We start from the raw sequence: 21,874 nt of genomic DNA, 5'->3' as shown, positions 1-21,874 counted from the left end.
TGGTAAGGTCCGGCCCGAGCCAACGGTGAACACCTCCGCATGACGCTTGCGAAACGCATCCTCCTCGTCGACGACGACGTCGCCCTGAGGCAATCCCTCGCCGAACAGCTCCAGCTCCTGGAGGAATTCGACACGGTGGAGGCCGGCGACGGCGCGTCCGCGCTGGCCGTTGCGCGGGAGGGGAGCTTCTCCGCCATCCTGCTCGACGTCGGGCTGCCCGACATGGACGGGCGCGACCTGTGCCGCCTGCTGCGGCGCGAGGGCGTGCGCTGCCCGGTGATCATGCTGACCGCCGCCGCGTCGGACGCCGACACCATCCTGGGGCTCGATTCCGGGGCCAGCGACTATGTCAGCAAGCCCTTCCGCATGGGCGTGCTGCTGGCCCGGCTGCGCGCGCAGCTGCGCGTGTTCGAGCAGACGGAGGACGCGGTCTTCGCCATCGGCCCCTACAGCTTCCGCCCGGCGGCCAAGCTGCTGCTGGAGGAAGGCAAGAACCGCAAGATCCGCCTGACCGAGAAGGAAACGGCGATCCTGAAATACCTGTACCGGGCCGGCGACGCGGTGGTCGGGCGCGAGACTCTGCTGGGCGAGGTTTGGGGCTACAACGCCGCGGTCACCACCCACACGCTGGAAACGCACGTCTACCGCCTGCGCCAGAAGATCGAGCGCGACCCGTCCAACGCCGAAATCCTGGTGACCGAGCCCGGCGGCTACCGTCTGGTTCCGTGACGGTCGCCCACACGGTCCAATCCTGAGCGATCGGAGCCCGCGCGATCCGAGATGGTGACCGCGACCGGATAGCCCATCCAGCGCCGCCGCGGGCCGTGCAGGGCGCCTCCGGGTTTCGCCACTTGGCCGTGCCGCCCGGGACCGCTGCCCCACAGGCCGCGCCCGCGCGGCACCACCGGCAACAGCCGGATCTTCCGCCCGACGATGGCCAGCCGCCGACGCCAATGCGCCACCAGCTTCGGCGAAGTGCCGACCCGGCGCGCGATCTCGTGGTCGGCCAGAAGGGCGCTGCCCGGGTCCTGCAATTGGTCGAGGATCGCGCGGCGCTTGTCGGCGCTGGTGTGGCGGCTGTGCTTGCGCTCAAGCGCCTTGCCGAGATCCCAGAGCTTCTCCGCCGTCTCGCGGGCCAGCGTGCGCCAGCGGTCGGCCTCTTCCCGGTGCCGCTCCGTGTCGCCGCTGGACTTCTCCAGCTGCCGCTTCAGCCCGGCGATCTCCAGTTCCAGGTCGCGCACCTGCCGGCGCAGGCCCTGGACCAGCTGGTCGGGCGGCGGCGGCCGGTCGGGGGGTGCCGAGGACGTCGCGGCGGATGCGGCCGTTGCGGCGGCCGGGGCCGGACCGGCGGCACCACGGGCCAGATCGCGGAAGGACATCCCGGCCCGCGACAGCATGATGCGGGCTGCCCGCAAGGCGGACAGCGCCTCGCCCTGGTGGTCCGACTCGGCCATGGCGAGAACTTTGGCGAGCTTGTCAGGATCCATCCGTCGATCGGGGTCCGGAGGCGGGTCATCGCGCCGGTCGGCGCGAGAGCTTCTGTCTACCACATCCGATCGGATTCGGCACCTCCACATGTCGTCGGTGGTGAACCTCCTTCGATTGTAGCTTTTCGGGTTTATTGTCCCCGATGTGGTTCGCCCATGGCGTTAGCCGGCCATGAAAAACGCGAGAGACGACGCCCCCGGCACTCCCGAGGTCTTCGATTAACCGTTCACAAAATGTCCGTGGGCGCAATTATCCTTTTCACTCGACTTGGGCCGCCCACCCCGCCAAATTGGTGGTACCATGACGGCCCACATCGTGTCCGACACCGCCGCCCGGCCTTCTGCGGCGCGGGACTCCACCCACCCGGATTTTACGGCGCGCTTCTGGGGCGTCCGCGGCAGCATCGCATCCCCCGGCCCGGACACGCTCCGCTACGGCGGCAACACCCCTTGCATCGAGGTGCGCTGCGGCGGTGCCCTGCTGATCCTGGACGCCGGCACCGGCATCCGGCCGCTTGGCGAGGTGCTGGTGCGCCAGGGTGCCACCGACATCGACCTGCTGCTGACGCACAGCCACCTGGACCACATCTGCGGCCTGCCCTTCTTCGCGCCGGCCTTCCACGCCGGCAGCAAACTGCGCATCAGCGCCGGCCACCTGGAACCTGGGCGGACCATCCGCTCCGTCCTGCAATGCATGATGGCGTCGCCGCTGTTCCCGGTGCCGGTGGAGATCTTCCGGGCCGATTGCAGCTTCCACGACTTCGTCGCCGGCGACACGCTGCACCCGAAGCCCGGCGTCGCCGTGCGCACCGGCCGGCTGAACCACCCCGATGGGGCGACCGGCTACCGTGTGGAGTTCGCCGGCCGCAGCCTCTGCTACGTCACCGACACGGAACATCCGGCGGAGGGGCGCGACGCGGCGGTGGTGGAGCTGGCGCGCGGCGCCGACCTGCTGATCTACGACAGCACCTACACCGACGCGGAATACCCGGCCCATGCCGGCTGGGGCCATTCGACCTGGCAGGAGGCACTGCGCGTCGCCGACGCCGCGGGGGTCGGCCGCGCGGTGATCTTCCACCACGACCCCAAGCGCACGGACGATGAGCTGGACGTCATCGCCGCCGCTGCCGAGGCCGCCCGCCCCGGCACCCTGGTCGCCCGCGAAGGCATGGTGCTGTCGCCCTGACCGGTACCGTCGTCGCGCGTCAAGGTCGTATGACGCTCGGCAGTGATGTTTTTCCGCCACAAACAAGCAATTCGCACAGTCGCGCGGTGACTTGTCACTGCTGCATCGTGTGACAATTATGGTATTCAAGACCGCATGCAACCGCAGGGGGAACTCTGGGGAGAATGATGCGGTCTTTTCTGCGGCTTTCCGTGCTTGGCCTGCTTGCTGGCGGTTGTCTTGCCGGCTGCGCCTCCACTCCGGCTCCCCAGGTGACGCTCGCCGGCGACCAGCGATCGATCACGCTCTACCATCCCGCCAGCGGCGAGGCGGTCAGCGTGACCTATTGGCGCCCGGACGGCTACGATCGCGCGGCCATGCAGCAGATCTCGGCCCTGTTCCGCGACCGCCGCACGGGGGAAACCATCCCCGTCGATCCGGCGCTGGTGGACATGCTGGTGGAACTGCGGCAGCGCTGCGGCGCGCCGGCCGACACGCCGATCTACCTGACCTCCGGCTTCCGGTCGCAGGCGACCAACGCCGCGCTGGCCCGCAGCAACGGGAACGTGGCCGAGCACAGCTACCACATGCGCGCCCAGGCGGCGGACATCTACATGCCCGGCGTCGCCCCCCGCGGGCTGGCCGACGAAGCAGCGGCCATGCAGCGCGGCGGCTACGCGCTCTACGCCCACACCGGCCACGTCCATGTGGACACCGGCCCTTTCCGCACCTGGGTTCCGAAGGGCGGCGAACAGCGCCTGCCCCCGGCCATCCTGGAGGCGCGGGTCAACACCCCCTACAAGCCGCCGGCCTCGAAGACCGCGCCGGCCCTGCCGCCGGCCCTCCCACCGGTGGTCGAGGTTGCCAAGGTCGAGACTCCGCAGCCGGCCCCTGCCCCAGTCCCGGCCGTCGCCCCGCCCCCGGCCCCCGCCGCGCGGGAGACGCAGGTCGCCCAGGCCGATCTGGACAAGCTGGTGGACTCGGTTGCGGAGGCCGACCCCGTCCCGGCGCCCGCCCCGGCCGCAGCCCCGGTCACCGTTGCGGCCCAGGCCCCCGCGCCCCGCAAGCCGGCCCCGGCTTCGGTCAACATCGTGGCCGCGCGCGCCGCTCCGGGCAGCAAGGCCGAACCCGACCTGGCCCGCGTCCGCTACGTGCTCGCCCAACTCAAGGACCAGCCGGCGCCGATCCTGGCCGTGGCGAAGCGGAAGCCCTGATCAGGGCTTCCAGCATCACCGATACGGGTCTGCCGCGTCGCGCAAGCCGTCGCCGAGGAAGTTGAAGCTCAGCACGGTAACGATCACCGGGACCACCGGCAGCATCAGCCAGGGGTAAAGCGCCACCACGTTGATGTTTTGCGCCTCGGTCAGCAGCACGCCCCAGCTGGTGATCGGCGGGCGCAGGCCAAGGCCCAGGAAGGACAGGGCGGTCTCACCCAGGATCATGCCGGGGATGGCCAGGGTCGCGGACGCGATCAGGTGGCTCATGAAGCTCGGCAGCAGGTGACGCCCGATGATGCGGGACGGTTTGGCGCCCATCAGCTGGGCGGCGGTGGTGAAGTCCTCCTCGCGCAGCGCCAGCAGCTTCGACCGCACGGCGCGGGCGAGGCCGGTCCATTCCAGCAGGCCCAGGATCACCGTGATCCCGAAATAGACGAAGATCGGGTTCCAGGTGACGGGCAGGGCGGCGGACAGCGCCATCCACAAGGGCAGCTCCGGGAAGGAGCGGATGATCTCGATCAGGCGCTGGATCAGGTTGTCCACCCAGCCGCCGTAATAGCCGGCGATGCCGCCGATGGTGATGCCCAGCACGAAGCTGACCGTGATGCCGATCAGGCCGATGGTCAGCGAGATGCGGGTGCCGTAGATCATGCGCGACAGCAGGTCGCGGCCCAGCCGGTCGGTGCCCAGCAGGAACAGCGTCCCGCCCTCGGCCGGGCAGGCGAGGTGCCAGTCGGTCTCCACCAGCCCCCAGAACTGGTAAGGATCGCCGCGGCAGACGAAGCGGATCGGCTGCACCTTGGCCGGGTCGGGCGTGTATTCGCGCCGCAGCGTCTCCAGGTCCAGGTTGTAGTGGTAGCCGTAGACGAAGGGCCCGACGAACTGGCCCTCGTGGAACAGGTGCACCGCCTGCGGCGGGGCGTGGATGAAGCGGGAATGACGGCTGTCCACCGCGTAGGGCGCCAGCACCTCGCTGACCAGCGTGGAGGCGTAGAGCAGAAGCAGGATCACGCCGGAGATCACCGCCAGCCGGTGGCGTCGCAGCTTCCACCAGACCATCCACCACTGGGACGCGGTGGTGAAGCGCTCCTGCTCCGGCGACAGGTGCTCCACCTCCTCCGGATCCCAGGGGGCGGTGTCCACCCGGTGGGGCAGGCGGTCGGTTGCCACCCGGTCGTCTGTGGTGTCGGTCATCGCCGGCTCCCTCCGCCCAGGCGGATGCGTGGATCGAGCGCGGCCAGCGCCAGGTCGGACAGGAACACGCCCACCACCGTCAGCACGGCCAGGAACATCAGGAAGGACCCGGCCAGGTACATGTCCTGGCTGCGCAGCGCCTGCAGCAGCATCGGCCCCGTGGTGGGCAGCGACATCACCACCGACACCACCGCGGCGCCGGACACGATGTGCGGCAGCAGGTTGCCGATGTCGGAGATGAAGGGGTTCAGCGCCACGCGCAGCGGGTATTTCCACAACGCCCGGCCGGGCGGCAGGCCCTTGGCCCGCGCCGTGACGACGTAGGGCTTGTGCAGCTCGTCCAGCAGGTTGGCGCGCAGGCGGCGGATCATGGCGGCGGTGCCCGACGTGCCGATGACCATGACCGGGATCCACATGTGCTCCAGCACGCTCATGGCCTTGGGCACGCTCCAGGGCTGGCCGAGATAGTGGGGATCCATCAGCCCGCCGATGGACGTGCCGAACCACACGTTGGCGAAATACAGCAGCACCAGCGCCAGCAGGAAGTTCGGCACGGCCAGCCCCAGGAAGCCCAGCAGCGTCAGGGTGTAGTCGCCCAGGCTGTACTGGTGTGTGGCGGAATAGATGCCGATCGGGAAGGATACGCCCCAGATGAAGATGATCGTGGCGACCGAGATCACCGCGGTCAGCACCAGCCGGTCGCCCACCACGTCGGACACCGGCATGTTGTATTCGAAGGAATAGCCGAAGTCGCCGCGCAGCATGCCGGCCACCCACAGCGCGTACTGCTCGATCATCGGGCGGTCGAGCCCGTAGGTCTCGCGCAGCATGGCGAGCCGGCCCTGGTCCATGCTCTCGCCCCGGCTCTGCATCTCGTTGACCATGGAGGTCAGATAGTCGCCGGGCGGCAGCTGGATGATCACGAAGGTGATCGCGCTGATCGCCAGCAGCGTCGGGATCATGATCAGGATGCGGCGAATCACATAGCCCAGCATGGCGCGTCCTTTCTCCCTCTCCCCCCCGGGGAGAGGGTCGGGGTGAGGGGGTCTCGCATCGCCTGCGCCTCCGGTCCCCCGTGAACCCCCTCACCCGGCCCTTCGGGCCACCCTCTCCCCAGAGGGGAGAGGGATTGCCCCCTCACCCTTCCCTCTCCCCGGAAGGGAGAGGGTATGAACGCATGCGCCCTCATCACCCGCCGTTCTCCTTCGCCTCGAACCAGAAGGTGTCCGGCCGGTACATGCCGAAATGCGCGCCGGGATCGTAATTGAACAGGCCCTCGGCGGGCAGGTTGCGCAGGGATTGCCGCGCAACCACCGGCTGGGGCACGCCGGCGACGGTGCCGATGGTGAAGACCTGGTCGGCGTTGATGGTCAGGATGCGTTCCCAGGCCGCGGCGCGGCCTTCCTCCTCCGTGGCGTCGCGCCAAGCGCGGTAGGCGTCCAGCAGCTCCTTCCCCGCGGGCAGGTCGGGCGCCTCGCCGTCCTTGCCCATGGTCTGGTGGTACTGGCCCCATTTCGGCCACTGGTACTTGGCTTGGTCCACGGGGACCATCTCCGCCGGGCTCATGTCCGCGGTGGCGATGGCGTCGTCCAGGCCGCGCGCGATGGACATGCAGGTCTCACCCGCGAAGATGCGGTTGCGGAACACGTCCAGCTGCGAGGTGCGGATGTACAGCCGCGCCCCGATGCGCCGCCAGCTGTCGGCAATCAGCTCCAGCGCGTCGGTCTCCTCCGTGCTCTCGCCGGCCGATTCCACGACGATCTCCAGCGGGCGGCCGTCGGGCAGCTGGCGCACGCCGTTCACGTCGCGCTTGGTCAGGCCGACCGCATCCAGCAGCCGGTTGGCCTCGCGCACGTCGTAGTTGGCCCAGCGGTCGCGGTAGTCGGCCTTCCACAGGGGAGAGGCCTCCAGCAGCGTGTTGTTCGACGGGGTGGCGAGGCCGTAGTAGATGACCTGGTTCAACTCCTCCCGGTCGATGGCCAGCGACAGGGCGCGGCGGTAGCGGACGTCGCGGTTCAACGCGCGCCAGACCGGGTCGTTGCAGGTCAGGTTCGGGAACAGCGCCATCTGCGCCCCGATGCCGGTGCGCCACAGCTTCACCCGATAGTCGTTGCGCTTCGCCCCTTGCGTCAGGAAGGTGTAGTTGTCGAACCGCAGGTAGCGCGCCTGGAGATCGCTTTCGCCCGCGCCGGTCTTGGCCGGGATGATCTTGGAATCCGCGACGGTCATGATGACGCGGTCGATGTAGGGCAGCTGCCGGCCAGCCGCGTCCACGCGGTGGAAGTAAGGATTGCGCACGAAGACGAACCGCTCCGCCGGTGGGGCGGTGACCGGCACCCAGGGCTGGAGCGTGGGCAGGTCGGGGTTGTCGAACTCCGTCAGGTTGTCCTTGCGGTTGTGCAGCTGCTGCCAGCTCTTCTGGTGCGCCTCCTCCACCCGCTGCTTCAGCGTGGCCTCGTCGGTGTAGCGGGGGTGGAACTGCTTCAGGTAATGGGCCGGCGCGTAGATCTCGACCGGCTTCGCCCCGGCCAGCATGGGCAGGAAGAAGGGGTTCGGGCGGCTCCAGGAATAGCGGACGGTGACCTCGTCCAGGATCTCCACCTTCGGCTTCTCGCCCGACACCAACATCTCCGCCGGCGGCCCGCCGGGGTAGCGCTTGGAGTTGGTCGCCATGTCCTCCCACCAGTAGCGGAAGTCCTCGGTGGTGAAGGGCTGGCCGTCCGACCAGCGGTGGCCGCGGCGCAGGTGGAAGGTGAAGACGCGGCTGTCCGTCTCGTCGATCGATTCCAGGATGTCCGGGACGATCTTCAGGTCGGGCGTCAGCGCGACCAGCCGGGCGTAGCCGTAGACGTAGATCAGCCGGGTGTCCTTGACCCGCGCCATCAGCATGTTCAGGTCGCCGCCATGCCGCCCCGGCTTCTGCCAGGGCCAGTCCATGGCCACGACGGAGGGGTTTTCCGGCAGGCGCTTCTCGACCGGCGGCAGCGTGCCGGACCCGACCGCGTTCTCCAGGATCGGCGGCTCGATGCTGGTGAAGGCCGCCAGTAGGAAGAGGGCCGGCGCCAGGAAGGCGAGGGCGGGGACCTTCATCACGCCACCTCCTTCACCCGCACCGAGGCGTCGGCGCGCACGCAGTGGCCGTTGCCGAGGTCGACCAGGTGCGGCTGGTGCGCCTCGTCGATGGTGAAGGGCGCTGGCCAGCGCGCGGGGTCGGAGGCGCGGCCCTCCTCCAGGTCGGTCAGGGACAGCGGGCGGCTGGGGTCCGGTTCCGGCACGGCGGCCAGCAGGGCGCGGGTGTAGGGGTGGACCGGGTTGCGGAACAGCGCCTCGCGCGGGGCCGACTCGACGATCCGGCCGCGGCACATGACCAGGATGCGGTCGGCCATGTAGTCCACCACCGCCAGGTTGTGGCTGACGAACAGGTAGGTCAGGCCCAGCCGCTCCTTCAGGTCCTTCAGCAGGTTCAGCACCTGCGCCTGGATCGACACGTCCAGCGCCGACACCGGCTCGTCCAGCAGCAGAAGCTCCGGCCGCAGGGCCAGCGCGCGGGCGATGCCGATGCGCTGGCGCTGCCCGCCGGAGAAGCTGTGCGGGTAGCGGCGCAGGTGCCGGACGTCCAGCCCGACCAGCCCCATCAACTCCTTCACGCGGGCCTTGCGCTCCGCCTCGTCGCCGATGCCGTGGATGACCAGCGGCTCTTCGATGATGTCGTAGACGGGCATGCGCGGGTTCAGGGAGCCGTAGGGGTCCTGGAAGACGAACTGCACCTTGCGCCGGAAGGCCGTCAGGGCGTCGCCCTCCAGCCCCAGCACGTCGACGATCCGGCCGTGGTCGTTGAACCGCACGGTGCCGTGGTCCGGCGTCAGCGCGCGCATCAGGATCTTCGACAGGGTGGTCTTGCCGCAGCCCGACTCGCCGACCAGCCCGACGCATTCGCCGCGCTTGATGGCGAAGCTGACGTCGTCCACCGCCAGCACGCCGGCCCCGGCCTTGGCGCCGAACCAGCCGGACTTGCGCGCGCCGTAGCGCTTGCAGATGCCGTCCACCGCCAGCAGCGGCCCGGCCTCGTCGGCGGCGGGCGCCCAGGGCTGGTGGTCCTTCTCCAGCAGGCTGCCGCCGGTGGAGGTGTCCCCAATAGAGATGGAGCGGATCGGCATCAGCCGCTCGCCGGGCGCCATGTCGAAGCGCGGCACCGCGTTCAGCAGCGCCTTCAGGTAAGGATGGCGGGGGTCGGCGAAGATGTCCTCCCGCGTGCCGGATTCCATGACCCGGCCGCGGTGCATGACCACCACCTCCTCCGCGAGGTTGGCGACGACGCCCAGGTCGTGGGTGATCAGCAGCACGGCCATGCCCAGCTCGGCCTGGAGATCCTTGATCAGCTTCAGGATCTGCGCCTGGATGGTGACGTCCAGCGCGGTGGTCGGTTCGTCGGCGATCAGCAGGGCGGGGCGGCAAACCAGCGCCATGGCGATCATCGCGCGCTGGCGCAGGCCGCCCGACAGCTCGAACGGGTAGGTGTCGAGCGCTCGGCGAGGGTCGGGGAAGCGCACCCGGCGCAGCATATCCTCCGCCAGCGCCCGCGCCTGCTTGGCCGTGACGCGCTGGTGCAGCTGCACGGCCTCGCCCACCTGGTCGCCGATGGTGTGCAGCGGCGACAGGGAGGTCATCGGCTCCTGAAAGATGATGGAGATGCGGCCGCCGCGCAGGGCGCGCATCGTCGTGCCGTCGGCCTTCAGGCCGGCGATGTCGACCGGGCCGACGCCCTCGTTGACCATCCCGTCATCGAACAGGATGCGCCCGCCGGTGATGGCGGCGGAGCGGGGCAGGATGCGCAGGATTGACTGCGCGGCCACCGACTTGCCGGATCCCGACTCGCCGACCAGCGCCACCGTGCTGCCCGCCTTCACGCGAAAGGAGACGCCGCGCACCGCGTTGACCAGGCCGCCCGGAACATGGAAATCGACCTTCAGGTCCTCCACGCGCAGCAGCGTGCGGCTCATGATGCGTTTTCCTCAGGCAACAGCTCAGGTGGTGTTATGCCCAGTGCCAGCAGGTTGTCGATGGTGACCCGGCTCAGCCGCAGGCCGTTGGCGCGCACCGCGGCGACCGCGCGCTCGATCACCGCGTCGAAGCCGTCGAGGTTGGAGTCGATCCTTATCTTGCCGCCCCGACCGATCAGGGTTGCCTGCATCCAGCCGTCGTCACGGCCGCGCTTGGTGGCGTAGTAGCGCAGCCGCAGGTCCGACAGCTCGTCCCAGCGGATCACCGCACCCAGCGGCCCCTCGGCATGCAAGGCGTCCTCGTCCATGCGGACGCGGGTCATCTGGCGCTGGGCAGTGCGCGCGGCGAAGACCGCGAACAGCAGCGCGCAGAGCGCCAGCGGCCCGGCGATCCAGGGCGTGACCTGGAGGAGCGCCAGCGGCAGCGCCGTCAGGGCCAGCCCCGCCACCGCCCGGGCGTAGTCGCCCAACAGGACGTTGGGGGGATAGCGCAGCGTCTCGGCCATTCAATGGGCTCCCTTCTCGGCCCCGAACAGGGTGTCGGCCGGCAGCCAGCGGGCTGCCGGGTGATGCCGGACCTTGGACAGCAAACGCTCTGTGAACGCCCATGTTTCGTCGTCCATGACCAGATGGTGCGTCAACAGCCCGGTGGGCTCTGTTGTGTCAACAGCGCCGCTGCGCCGCGCCCGCAGGTGCGCCACGGCCATGCCCAGCGAATCCGCTTCGCCCAGGAAACGCTTTCCATCCTTCCAGGCGATGGGATCGACGTGCGTGTTGACACAAGCGACGTTGGGGTGTGTCAAGTGGCGCGGTCCGAAGGTGGACAGGCCGCGGATGCCGACCTCCGCCAGCCGTCCGGCGACCTCCGGCGCGATGCGGTTCCAGGGCGGCACCAGGGCGGGCAGGGCGCGCGGCCCGAACAGCCGCTCCAGCCGCCGCCGCCCTTCGGCCAACTCCGCCAGCACGGCGTCGGCGGGACGGTCGAGACCCAACTCGCACTTCTTGGCGGGCGGTGCCGCGTGGTTGACGTGCGACCATCCGTGCTGGAGCACGGTGACGGTGGGGTGACGGTCCAGGGTGGCGGCGAGGTCCGTGTGGGCCTCCGCCGGGACGACCGCCAGCGCCAATGGCACAGCCATGGACTGGGACAAGCCGGCCATCCGCGCCAGCGCGGGCGTCGTGGCGGCGGCGTCGTCGTCGCGCCACCAGAAGGTGGCGGCGAGGCCGGAGTCGGCCCAGGCGTCCAGCTCCCCGTCCAAATCGTGCCATGTGGCGCGCGGAGGGACGACCCTGGGGCGGACAGGAGCGGTGGTCGTCATCGCGAAGGCCTGCCGAGACGTGAGTCGAACCCCAGCATGGCGCGCGACTGTGACAAATCCAAGCGTCTCGATTGGTTTAGCGGTGGGCGTGCAGGATTCTCGTCGGGCAACCACTTTCACACGGATTTCACGGATTTGAGCACGGATGACACGGATTTTTTGGCTTGCTCAGCAATTGCTGATCAGTCAGGGCGCGACCTGCGCACGATCAAAAACATCCGTGAAATCCCTGTGAAAGTAGTTGCTCCACAAGAATGCCGGCCCTATCGGCGCACAGCTTCGGTCAACAGGCAGGCGATCGTGGCGGCGCCGTCCAGACGGATGGGGACAGCGGGGGGCGGGGGCAGGGCCAGCGCCCGCGCCACGCCGTCGGCAAGGGTGTGCGGGGTGAGCCCCGCTTCCTCCACGACGACCAGCCGGCCGCGGCCTTCCAGCAGGCGGGCGCGGGTGGCTTGCTCGGTCTCGCTGCCCGCGGCGAAGGGAACGACCACGGCGCGGCAGCCGGCTTGCAGCAGGTCCAGTACCGTGTTGTAGCCGGCTTGGCTGATCGACAGGCGGCAGCGGCGGAGCAGGGCAGGGAAGTCCGGCCGCGCGCGCTCCACGACCACGCCCGGCGGCGCTTCGGCGGACAGGGCGCGGAAGGCGTCCTCCGGTACGTCCGGCCCGGCGAGCAGGCGCCAAGGGGTGCCGGCCAGCGGACCGAGCGCGCGGGCGCCCAGTGCCGCCCGCAGCAGAGGCAGCCCGACCGCTCCGCCACCGACCGAGACGATCACCTCGCCCTTGCCGTCCGCCGACTCGACATCTGGGGAAAGTGGGGCGGCGACGTAGCCGGTGTAGCGGATGCGGTCGGCAATGCGCCCGGCTGCGGGGAAGGTGGCCTCGAAGGGGATCAGCGCCGGGTCGCCGTGCACGAGGACGCGGTCGAACAGCCGCTCCACCGTGGACACGGTCTCCTCCAGCCGCTCCGGGTTGGTCTTGGTGACCAGGATGTCGCGGACGGAACAGGCGGTGGCAACGCCGGCGGTGCGTGCGGCTTCCAAAAGGGGCAGCAGCTCGAACCGGAAGGCGCGGCGGCCGAAGGGGAAGGACTCGACCAGCAGCGCGTCGGGCCGGACGCGTGCGAACGCCTCCAGCACCGCCGCGCGCCGCCGGGCGCGCCACGCCTCGTCGATGGGCCGGTCATGCTCGTCCAGCAGGGTCTTGAATGTCTCGTCGGCGGCGCGGGCGGGGGGAAGCTGGACGATCTCGGCCGGGCCGTAGTCGATGCCCGGCACCGGATGCCCGCCGCGCAGCACCGTCACCGCCATCCCGGCCGCTGACAGCCCCCGCGCGATCAGCGCCGCGCGCCGGTCGTGCCCAATGCCGAGCAGATGCTGGACGTGGAAGAGGACGCGCATGGGAACCCGGGTGGTGGAGGGTGGGTGGCGACTTAAGTGGTCGCTTTGGGCCCCCACCCAACCCTCCTCCATCTTCGACGGGGGAGGGCTTTAGGCATCGGGCGGCGGAGTTCCCTCCCCCGCGTCAGTGGGGGAGGGTTAGGGTGGAGGCCCAATGCAAGGGCTTTACCTCTGCCCGCTCAGCACCTCGCGCAGGCGCAGTGTGGTCTGTTCCAGGCGGTGGGCCAGGACGCGCATGATTTCCAGGCCCATCTGCGGGAACTCGGTGATCAGCTGGAAGAAGTGGTCCTTCGGCACGCACAGCGTCTCCAGGTCCGTCGCGGCGCGGACGGTGGCGGTGCGCGGCACGTCGCAGAGGATGGCGATCTCCCCGACGATCTCGTTGGAGGCCAGGGTGGCGACCGGAACCGGGCCGCCGGGGCCGTTGACCATCACCTCCGCCTCGCCGCTCATCAGGATGTAAGCGCAGGTGCCGGTGTCATCCTGGTGGAACAGCACGTCGCCGGCGCGGAAGGACATCCGCTCGCTCGTGAAGGCCAGCAGCTTCAGCTTGGAGGTGTCGATGTTGGCGAACAGCGGAATCCTCCGCAGGCATTCCACTTCTTCGGCGATGCTCATGCCATCGGTCTCCATCGTCCACGCCGCCGCCAGGCGGCGATCATCACGCCCAAGCCGCCACCCGGCGGCGATCATCTCGTCCAAGCCGCGCTACTCGGCGGCCATCATCTCATGAAGAACAGTGCCCGGTTTGCTCAAGTCCTCGAAGCGTCCCTGTTCGGCGATTCGTCCGTCCTTCAGCACAATGACGCGGTCGAAGGCGCGTGCCAAGGCGGCGCGGTGCAGAACCCAGATTAGTCCACAGCCTTTCCGGTCTTCCATGATCGCGCTGTGCACCTTGTTCTGGCTGGCGGTGTCCAGGCCGCTGGTCGCCTCGCTGAGGATCAGCACGTCGGGCCGCTTCAGCATGGCGCGGGCCAGCGCCGCCTTCTGCCGCTGGGCGGCGGACAGGCGGGAGCCTGCCACGCCCACGGGGTGGTCCAGCCCGACCTCCATCACGATATCGCGCAGGTGCAGCCGGTTCACAAGATCCGCCAGGATGCGCCCGACCTTGGAATGGACCTGGGCCTGCCCGTAGACCAGCTTCCCGAACAGGATGTTGTCCTGGATGCTGGCTGCGGCGTTGTAGGTGTCCGGCTCGAAGAAGGCGACGGCGCCGCGCAGGTCCGCCGGCAGATCCTCGGCGAAGACGCGCCGCGCCTCCAGCAGCCGCTTCTCGCCCTCCGGCGTGATCAGGCCCAGGCGGTGGCGGGCCGGGATCAGGCGGAAGGGCAGGGACATCAGCCGCGTGCGCTCCGCCGGCCGCAAGGCGCCCAGCCCGTCCTTGGCGGTGCGCGCCAGAAGCGCCTGGTATTCCGGCAGCTCGGCGAAGCCGATGAAGGAGAAGCGCTCGAAGAACTCGTGCCCCGGCGGCAGGCCGGCGAACAGCTCGACCATGGTCTCCGCCACCTTGTGGCCGATCTCCAGGAAGCGGTCGGTCAGCCCGACCTTGTCCAGCACGTGCAGCACGTAAGGATTGGAGGCCAGCGCGTCCGGCTGGAAGATCGGACCGACCGGCGTCCCGAACAGCAGGTTCTCCGCCACGCTGGAGTTCATGGTGAAGCGGGCGGGGTCGAACCGTTCGACCAGCCGGCCGAGGTCCGGGTTCTCCTCCAGCATGGCGCGCATCGCCTCGCGCGCCTCCATCACGGCGGAGGCGACCTCCGGCCGCTGCTCCGGATCCACGGTGCGGCTGAGGCCCATGGCGTAGACGTCGTCGTCCAGGTTCACCAGCGTCAGCACCTTCAGGATGCGCGCCTTCAGGTCGGCCGGACCGTCGCAGCCGGCGGCGGCGTAGTCGATCCAATCCGCACGCGTGTCGTAGGTGGCGTTGCCGGACAGCATCGATTCCGACAGGCGCCTGCGGCGGCGCTCCGGCGGTTCCTCATGCTCCCCGGCGCGCATGGGGCGGTGGCGCAGGCCGTAGACCAGGTTGTCGTAGAGCGAAGCGGAGAACAGGTAGGGCGTCGCCCCCACATAGGTGGCGCGCCGCCCGGTCACGCTTTCCGGCAGGCTGGTGTAGTCGGTCTCGCCCAGCCGGATTTGGCCGGAGCTGGGCAGCAGCACCCGGGCGGCCAGCTGCGCCAGTTCGTCCCGGCCGGACCCGATGCCGATCACCGCCGTGTGGCCGTCCAGCGGGATGTCGCAGCTGACCGCCTCCAGCACCCGGCTGCCGCCGTCCTCGCCGAAGCCGACGTTCTGGAAGGTCAGCGTGCCGCGCAGGGGGAGGTCCTCCTCCGCGCTCAGCAGCCGGTCCTCCAGCAGGTCGGGGACGTGGAACTGCTCCACCACCTGCTCGTACTTGATCCGGTTGTCTTCCTTCTGCTGGTACCAGTCCAGCAGCTCCTTCCAGGGGGCGGCCAGGTCCTTGTAGGCGGCCAGCACCGCCACCAGCGCGCCGAAGGACAACCGGCCGTGGATCACCAGATAGCCGCCGATCGCGTAGAAGAAGAAGGGCGTCAGCTGGTTGATGAAATTGTTGAGGAACTTGACGAAGAACTTGCGCTGGTAGATTTCGAAACGAATGTCGTAGACGTCGCCCAGCCGGTGGCTGAGGTCGGCCAGATGCCAGGCGGCGGTGTCGTGGGTGTGCACCTCCTGGATGCCGGACACCGTCTCGCCGATGCGGTCGGCGATTTGGCGCATGGCACGTACGCGCTGCTTGCCAAGCTGGTTGACCTTGCGCTGCAACCGTGGAATGAGCCACCCTTGGAAGGGGTAGAGCGATACCGCAGCCGCCCCCAGCACCGGGTCCTGGATGAAGATGAAGGCGATGTAGACCAGCAGCGTGCCGCCCTGGAAGACCGGGATGGCGATGGCGTCCCCGATGAAGCCGCCCAGCGGCTCCACCTCCGCGGTGATCATCGGGATGATCTCGCCCGGCGACATCTTGCGGAAACGCGGCAGCGGGAACCGCAGGACCCGCACATACAGCTCGTACCGCAGCCGGCGCAGCATCCGCTCGCCCAGCCGGCCCTTGTAGGTGTTGATGATGTACTTGAACCAGCCGTTCAGGACCACCAGGATCAGGAACAGGCCGCACAGCACCCACAGATAGGAAACCTGATCGAGGTGGAAGCCGAGGAACGTCTCCGGCAGCTTCTTGCCGGCGATGGCTTCGTTGACGATCCGCTTCGGCAAATCCAGAGAAGCGTACAAGAACGGGAACGACGCCAGCGTCATGATGGTCAGGACGACCTGATGGCGCGTGCTGTGGCGAAGGATGAACTGAAAGATGCTGGATTCCATGGCGCCATTCTACGCAAGGGGGCGCCAATGCGCGGTGGAGGCAGAAACCTTACCCCCTCCGCGGCACGGCTGCCAAGAAGATGGCCGGAAAGGCCTTAACCACCAAGGTCAGGGTTCGTATGCCTTCTATCCGCATGGTTCATATGTCCCCCATCTGCTAGAACCGTAAGGGCAGCATGACGCGTTCCCGTCCTTCGAGCACACCCGGTCTAGACCCCAGCGGTCAATCAAAAGAGGAAGGAAGCTCATGAGTGAACGTCCGACCTCGGGCCGCGTGCTCATCTACAGCCACGACACGTTCGGGCTTGGCCACCTGCGGCGCTGCCGCGCCATCGCGCACGCGTTGGTGGAACGATACAATAACCTGTCCGTGTTGATCCTCTCCGGATCGCCCATCGTGGGCAGCTTCGACTTCCGGACGCGCGTGGACTTCGTGCGCATCCCCGGTGTGATCAAGCTGCGCAACGGGGAATACACCGCGCTGAACCTGCACCTGGACATCGACGAGATCCTGTCCATGCGTGCCTCGCTGATCCGCCACACGGCGGAGATCTACCAGCCCGACCTGTTCATCGTGGACAAGGAGCCGCTGGGCCTGCGCGGCGAGGTGCGCGAAACGCTGGAGGATCTGAAGCGCCGCGGCGTGCCGCTGGTGTTGGGCCTGCGCGACGTCATGGACGAGCCGGCCCTGCTCGCACCGGAATGGGAGCGCAAGAAGGTCCTGCCGGCGCTGGAGAACCTGTACGACGAGATCTGGGTGTACGGCCTGCCGCAGGTCTGCGACCCGCTGGAGGGCATCGAGGTGCCGCAGTCGGTGCGCGACAAGATGGTCTACACCGGCTATCTGCACCGCACCGTGCCGGCAGCATTGCCACACGGCGCCGGCCTGCCGGAGGAGCCCTACATCCTGGTCACCGCCGGCGGCGGCGGCGACGGGGAGGCGTTGGTCGACTGGGTGCTGCGCGCCTACGAGAGCGACCCCGGCATCCCTTACCGCGCGGTGCTGGTCTTCGGCCCCTTCATGCAGCCGGACCTGCAGGCGGAGTTCATGGCGCGCGCCGAGGCGCTGGGCAAGGTGGAGGCCACCGCCTTCGAGTCGCGGATGGAGCGGCTGATGCAAGGCGCGGTCGGCGTGGTCGCCATGGGCGGCTACAACACCTTCTGCGAGATTCTGTCCTTCGACAAGAAGGCGCTGATCGTTCCACGTGAAACGCCGCGGCGGGAGCAGACCATCCGCGCCGCCCGGGCGGAGGAACTGGGGCTCGTCTCCGTCCTGATGGACGACGGCGTACGCGACGCCGGGGCCATGGCCGCCGCGTTGCGCCGGCTGCCCTGGCAGGCGCCGCCCTCCGCGGTGGTGGTGCCGGGCCTGCTGGACGGGCTGGAGAGCGTCAACCGCCTTGCCGGCCGGCATCTGCCGGTCCACAAGGCGACCTGCGTCCCCGCCAATGTGGAGCCGATCCGCCGCTTGGCCGCTGGGGAGTGGGCGTGACCGTCGCGGTGATCGTCCCATGACTGTCGCGGTCATCGTGAAGGGCTGGCCGCGCCTGTCGGAAACCTTCATCGCGCAGGAGATCCTGGGGCTGGAGCAGCGCGGGTTGCGTCAAGTCATCGTCAGCCTGCGTCAACCGACGGACAAGGCGGTGCACGACCTGAACCGCCACGTCGCCGCCCCCGTGACCTACCTGCCGGAATACCTGCACCAGGAACCGGCGCGGGTGCTGCGCGCGCTGGCCGTCGCGCGGCGCCTTCCGGGCTGGCGGGCGGCGCGGGCCGCCTGGATCGCCGACCTGCGCCGCGACCCGACCCGCAACCGGGCGCGCCGCTTCGGCCAGGCCTGCGTGCTGGCGGCGGAGCTGCCGGCCGACGTTACCTGGCTGCACACCCATTTCCTGCACACCCCGGCCAGCGTGGCCCGCTACGCCGCCCTGCTGACCGGCCTGCCCTGGAGCTTCTCCGCCCACGCCAAGGACATCTGGACCTCGCCGGAGTGGGAGTTGCGCGAGAAGCTGGCCGAGGCGCGCTGGGGCGTCACCTGCACCGCGCTGGGCCACGCCCATCTCCAGGCGCTGGCGCCGGAGCCTGGCAAAGGACGGGGACATGTGGAATTGCTCTATCATGGCCTGGACTTCTCCCGCTTCCCCGACCCGCCGGCGTCCCGGCCGGCGCGCGACGGGTCCGACCCCGCCGACCCGGTGGTCCTGCTGTCGGTCGGGCGGGCGGTGGAGAAGAAGGGCTTCGACCTGCTGGTCGACGCGCTGGCCCGGCTGCCGGCCGGGCTGCACTGGCGCTGGGTCCACGTCGGCGGCGGCGACCGGCTGGCGGCGCTGAAGGAGCAGGCGGCCCGGCTCGGCCTCTCCGACCGGATCGACTGGCTTGGGGCGCGGGCGCAGGACGCGGTCATCGCCCAGTACCGTCGCGCCGACCTGTTCGTGCTGCCCTGCCGGACCGCGCGCGACGGCGACCGCGACGGGCTGCCCAACGTGCTGATGGAGGCGCAGTCGCAGGCGCTGGCCTGCCTGTCCACCCGCGCCGCCGCGGTCGCGGAGCTGATCGAGGACGGCGCCACCGGCCGGCTGGTGCCGCCCGACGACGTCCCGGCGCTGGCCGCGGCGCTGGAACGGCTGATCCGCGATCCGGCCGAGCGCATGGCCTTGGGCAACGCCGGTGCGGAACGTGTGCGGCGGGATTTCGGCTGCGACTCGGGCATCGACCGGCTGTTCGCCCGCTTCACCGGCGGGGATAGTTTCGACTATGGGCGTATGTCTTTTGTAGGGGCTGCGGCCTGTTGCGCGTTGCACGGCTGACCGCCGCGCGATAGTGTGTGGCCGCTGCGCCACCTACGCGACATCATGGCTCTCACCTCCGACACCGGCGCTCCGGCCCCCCTCAACTTTTTCGAGTTGGACACCGGCACCGACGCCGACACCGACGCCGTCGTCACCAGCCATGAGCTGTCGGACACGCGCAGTAAGCTCGGCGACCTTCTCGACCTGCTGCCGGCCGGCCTGCTGATCCACCAGGAGATGGGCATCGTCTTCGCCAACCAGGAGGCCGGGCGCATCCTGGGCCTGGGCGGCGATGCGCTGATCGGGCGCCATTTCCTCGACTTCGTGGAGGAGGCGGACGCCGACGCGCAGCGCGACGCCTTCCTGCGCTGCCTGAAGGGGCGGGAACTGGTCCGCTCGCAGGACGGTGTGATCCTGGCCGTGGACGGGCGGCGCACCAGCGCGCAGGTCAGCATGTCGCCGCTGCCCTGGGACGGGCTGCCGGTCATCTACGTGCTGATCAACGACGTCACCGCCCTGAAGGAGAGCGAGGAGCGGCTGCGCCAGCTGTCCATCACCGACCCGCTGACCGGCGTGTTCAACCGCCGCCACTATTTCGAGGTGGCGGAGCAGGAACTGGCGCGCGCCCGCCGCTATGGCCGGGCGACCAGCCTGCTGGCGTTGGACATCGACCACTTCAAGCGCATCAACGACACCCACGGCCACGCCGTGGGGGACGAGGCGCTGCGCCTGTTCGCCGACACCTGCCGCGGCATCCTGCGCAGCAACGACCTGCTGGGCCGCATGGGCGGGGAGGAGTTCGCCATCCTGCTGCCGGAAACCGACATGGCCGGCGCCCACATGGTGGCGGAGCGCATCCGCGGCCGCACGGCAGAGCTGGCGGTCGCCCCAGGGACCAGTGCGGGCACAGGTGACGTCTGCATAACCGTGTCCATCGGCGTGTCCTCCTGCCGGTCGGGCGAGCGGTCGGTCGACGCCATGCTGTCCTGCGCGGACGAGGCGCTGTATCTTGCGAAGGCGGCGGGCCGGAACCGCGTGATCGCCGCGGCGGACGCGCTGGCTCTTTGAGCGCCGCCCTGTCGTCGCGGAACGGAGTGCCTGGGCGGGCATGCGCATCGCCTTCTACGCGCCCTTGAAGGCGCCGACCCACCCGGTGCCCTCGGGCGACCGCCGCATGGCCCGGCTGCTGATGGCGGCGCTGGAGGCCGCCGGGCACGAGGTGACGCTGGCATCCACCCTGCGCAGCTGGGACGACGGCCGCACCCCCGGCCGGGCGGAACGGCTGGCCGCGCTCGGCGCGCGCTGCGCCGACCGGCTGGCCGCGCGCTGGGACCGGGAGGGGCCGCCGGACCTCTGGTTCACCTACCACCTCTACCACAAGGCCCCGGACTGGATCGGCCCGGCGCTGTGCCGGCGCTTCGGCCTTCCTTACGTGGTGGCGGAGGCCTCCTTCGCGGCCAAGCGGGCGACCGGCCCCTTCGCCGCCGGCCACCGCGCGGCGGAGGCGGCGATCCGCCAAGCCGCCGCGGTCGTCACCCTCGCCGGCCACGATGCGGAGGGCGTGTTGCCCCTTCTCGAGGCGCCGGATCGCCTCGTCCGCCTGCGCCCCTTCGTCGACACCGTCCCCTTCGCCGCCGCGGCCGATGCGCGCGACCGCCACCGCGCCGCCCTCGCCGCGCGGTACGGCCTTCCCCTCGACGCCCCCTGGCTGCTCGCCGTCGGCATGATGCGCAACGGCGACAAGGAGCGGTCGTACGGGATTCTGTCGGAAGCGATGGCGTTGCTGACTATGCTCCAGCCGCACCTCCTCATCGTCGGCGACGGCCCCGCGCGCCCCCGAGTCGAGTCGCTATTCGCCGAGATGCCCGTCCACGTCCTCGGCCAGCAATCCCTCCCCGACCTTGCCGCGCTGTACGCCGCGGCCGACCTGATGGTCTGGCCGGCGGTGAACGAGGCCTATGGCATGGCGCTGCTGGAGGCGCAGGCGGCCGGGCTGCCGGTGGTCGCCGGGCGGACGGGCGGCGTGCCGGACGTGGTGCGCGAGGGCGTCGGCGGGTTGCTGCCGCCGGTCGGCGACGCCGCGGCCTTCGCCGCCGCGGTCGAGTCGCTGCTTCGCGACCCCGACCGCCGCCGGGCCATGGGGGAGGCCGCACGCCGAGTCGCCGCCGAGGAGCATGATTTCGCCACCGCGGTGCGGGACCTGGACCATCTGGTCCGCCGCGTCGCACGCACGGGAGCACCATGACCGACCTGATCATCCTGCGCCACGGGCCCACGGCCTGGAACGCCGCCGGCCGCATCCAGGGCAGCGTCGACGAGCCGCTGTCCGACGCCGGCCGCGTCCGAGTCGCAACTTGGCGTTTGCCGGCGGACGCCCCGGCCTACCGCTGGGTTGCCAGCCCGAAGCGCCGAGCCTGGGAGACGGCGCAATTGCTCGGCCTCGCCCCCGAACCGGAACCCCGGCTGGTGGAGATGAATTGGGGGGACTGGGAAGGCCGCCTGCTGGACGAGCTGCGGGCCAGCGGCGCCCTGACCGCGGAGCGGGAACGACTCGGCCTCGACTTCCACGCGCCGGGCGGGGAGAGCCCGCGCGACGTCCAGAACCGCCTGAAGCCCTGGTTGGCGGAGATCGCGGTGGACGGCCGGCCGACCGGGGCGGTGGCCCACAACGGGGTGATGCGCGCGCTCTACGCGCTGGCCACCGGCTGGGACATGGTCGCCAAGCCGGCGCACCGCCTGACCGACGGCTGCTTCCACCGCTTCCGCATCGCCGCGGACGGCACGCCGAGCGTAGTTGCGATGAACGTGCCGATGGTGGGAGAATAAGAAAAACTATTCACCACAAAGACACTAAGACACAAAGATTTTCACAAAGAAGGTTCGGCTTATCCGATAATCTACGACGAAGCCGGCGCCCCTTCGTGAAATTCTTTGTGTCTTAGTGTCTTTGTGGTGAATCGC

Annotated in this window: 18 protein-coding genes; 8 read left to right on the top strand and 10 right to left on the bottom strand. The window is 69.7% G+C overall.

What is annotated here, in order from left to right:
* The first annotated feature begins 39 nt into the window (after positions 1–39).
* Complete coding sequence (locus M2351_RS00370) at positions 40–729, top strand: response regulator transcription factor (protein WP_264654201.1); 690 nt, start codon at positions 40–42, stop codon at positions 727–729.
* Here M2351_RS00370 and M2351_RS00365 read toward each other — a convergent pair.
* Positions 711–1,487, bottom strand: a complete 777-nt coding sequence (locus tag M2351_RS00365) for a hypothetical protein (RefSeq protein ID WP_264654200.1) — start codon at positions 1,485–1,487, stop codon at positions 711–713. The genes M2351_RS00370 and M2351_RS00365 overlap by 19 nt on opposite strands.
* A 301-nt stretch (positions 1,488–1,788) precedes the next feature.
* On the opposite strand from M2351_RS00365, the gene M2351_RS00360 reads away from it, so the two are divergent.
* Complete coding sequence (locus M2351_RS00360; protein ID WP_264654199.1) at positions 1,789–2,673, top strand: MBL fold metallo-hydrolase; 885 nt, start codon at positions 1,789–1,791, stop codon at positions 2,671–2,673.
* Between the two features lie 164 nt (positions 2,674–2,837).
* Complete coding sequence (locus M2351_RS00355) at positions 2,838–3,866, top strand: DUF882 domain-containing protein (protein WP_264654198.1); 1,029 nt, start codon at positions 2,838–2,840, stop codon at positions 3,864–3,866.
* Positions 3,867–3,881: 15 nt separating this feature from the next.
* Here the strand turns inward: M2351_RS00355 and M2351_RS00350 are convergent, their stop codons facing one another.
* The 9 genes from M2351_RS00350 to M2351_RS00310 form a co-directional block, all read right to left on the bottom strand.
* Positions 3,882–5,063 carry an ABC transporter permease gene (locus M2351_RS00350; RefSeq protein ID WP_264654197.1) on the bottom strand — a complete coding sequence of 394 codons (1,182 nt, stop codon included), beginning with the start codon at positions 5,061–5,063 and terminating at the stop codon, positions 3,882–3,884.
* Complete coding sequence (locus M2351_RS00345) at positions 5,060–6,058, bottom strand: ABC transporter permease (RefSeq protein ID WP_264654196.1); 999 nt, start codon at positions 6,056–6,058, stop codon at positions 5,060–5,062. Before M2351_RS00345 ends, M2351_RS00350 begins: the two co-directional genes overlap by 4 nt.
* 193 nt (positions 6,059–6,251) lie before the next feature.
* Complete coding sequence (locus M2351_RS00340) at positions 6,252–8,153, bottom strand: ABC transporter substrate-binding protein (protein WP_264654195.1); 1,902 nt, start codon at positions 8,151–8,153, stop codon at positions 6,252–6,254.
* Positions 8,153–10,063 carry an ABC transporter ATP-binding protein gene (locus M2351_RS00335; RefSeq protein WP_264654194.1) on the bottom strand — a complete coding sequence of 637 codons (1,911 nt, stop codon included), beginning with the start codon at positions 10,061–10,063 and terminating at the stop codon, positions 8,153–8,155. Before M2351_RS00335 ends, M2351_RS00340 begins: the two co-directional genes overlap by 1 nt.
* Entirely contained in the window at positions 10,060–10,569 is a 510-nt protein-coding gene (locus M2351_RS00330; protein ID WP_264654193.1) for a hypothetical protein, read from the bottom strand. The genes M2351_RS00335 and M2351_RS00330 overlap by 4 nt, the downstream gene beginning before the upstream one ends.
* The gene (locus M2351_RS00325) at positions 10,570–11,382 is read right to left on the bottom strand and encodes a polysaccharide deacetylase family protein (RefSeq protein ID WP_264654192.1); all 813 of its coding nucleotides are present in this window, start codon (positions 11,380–11,382) and stop codon (positions 10,570–10,572) included. It lies immediately after the preceding gene.
* A gap of 263 nt (positions 11,383–11,645) precedes the next feature.
* Positions 11,646–12,779 carry a glycosyltransferase family protein gene (locus tag M2351_RS00320; RefSeq protein WP_264654191.1) on the bottom strand — a complete coding sequence of 378 codons (1,134 nt, stop codon included), beginning with the start codon at positions 12,777–12,779 and terminating at the stop codon, positions 11,646–11,648.
* Positions 12,780–12,944: 165 nt separating this feature from the next.
* Entirely contained in the window at positions 12,945–13,397 is a 453-nt protein-coding gene (locus M2351_RS00315) for a cyclic nucleotide-binding domain-containing protein (protein WP_264654190.1), read from the bottom strand.
* A gap of 90 nt (positions 13,398–13,487) precedes the next feature.
* Positions 13,488–16,124 carry an ABC transporter ATP-binding protein gene (locus M2351_RS00310; protein WP_264654189.1) on the bottom strand — a complete coding sequence of 879 codons (2,637 nt, stop codon included), beginning with the start codon at positions 16,122–16,124 and terminating at the stop codon, positions 13,488–13,490.
* 247 nt (positions 16,125–16,371) lie between these two features.
* Here M2351_RS00310 and M2351_RS00305 point away from each other — a divergent pair, with 247 nt between their 5' ends.
* The 5 genes from M2351_RS00305 to M2351_RS00285 are packed head-to-tail and all read left to right on the top strand — an operon-like array spanning position 16,372 to position 21,739.
* Positions 16,372–17,616 (top strand): glycosyltransferase family protein, encoded by a 1,245-nt coding sequence (locus M2351_RS00305; protein ID WP_264654188.1) that lies wholly within the window; start codon positions 16,372–16,374, stop codon positions 17,614–17,616.
* A gap of 19 nt (positions 17,617–17,635) precedes the next feature.
* Positions 17,636–18,931 carry a glycosyltransferase family 4 protein gene (locus M2351_RS00300; protein WP_264654187.1) on the top strand — a complete coding sequence of 432 codons (1,296 nt, stop codon included), beginning with the start codon at positions 17,636–17,638 and terminating at the stop codon, positions 18,929–18,931.
* Between the two features lie 45 nt (positions 18,932–18,976).
* Positions 18,977–19,981, top strand: coding sequence for a GGDEF domain-containing protein (locus M2351_RS00295; RefSeq protein ID WP_264654186.1), 1,005 nt, complete (start codon positions 18,977–18,979; stop codon positions 19,979–19,981).
* A gap of 40 nt (positions 19,982–20,021) precedes the next feature.
* Positions 20,022–21,158 (top strand): glycosyltransferase family 4 protein, encoded by a 1,137-nt coding sequence (locus M2351_RS00290; RefSeq protein ID WP_264654185.1) that lies wholly within the window; start codon positions 20,022–20,024, stop codon positions 21,156–21,158.
* Complete coding sequence (locus tag M2351_RS00285) at positions 21,155–21,739, top strand: histidine phosphatase family protein (RefSeq protein ID WP_264654184.1); 585 nt, start codon at positions 21,155–21,157, stop codon at positions 21,737–21,739. The genes M2351_RS00290 and M2351_RS00285 overlap by 4 nt, the downstream gene beginning before the upstream one ends.
* Positions 21,740–21,874: the final 135 nt, after the last annotated feature.

Origin of the sequence: Azospirillum canadense (assembly GCF_025961225.1) — a bacterium.
GTDB classification, from domain to species: Bacteria; Pseudomonadota; Alphaproteobacteria; order Azospirillales; family Azospirillaceae; genus Azospirillum; species Azospirillum canadense.
The sequence above is the reverse complement of the archived record's forward strand: the minus strand, read 5'-3'. Positions and strand labels throughout refer to the sequence as shown.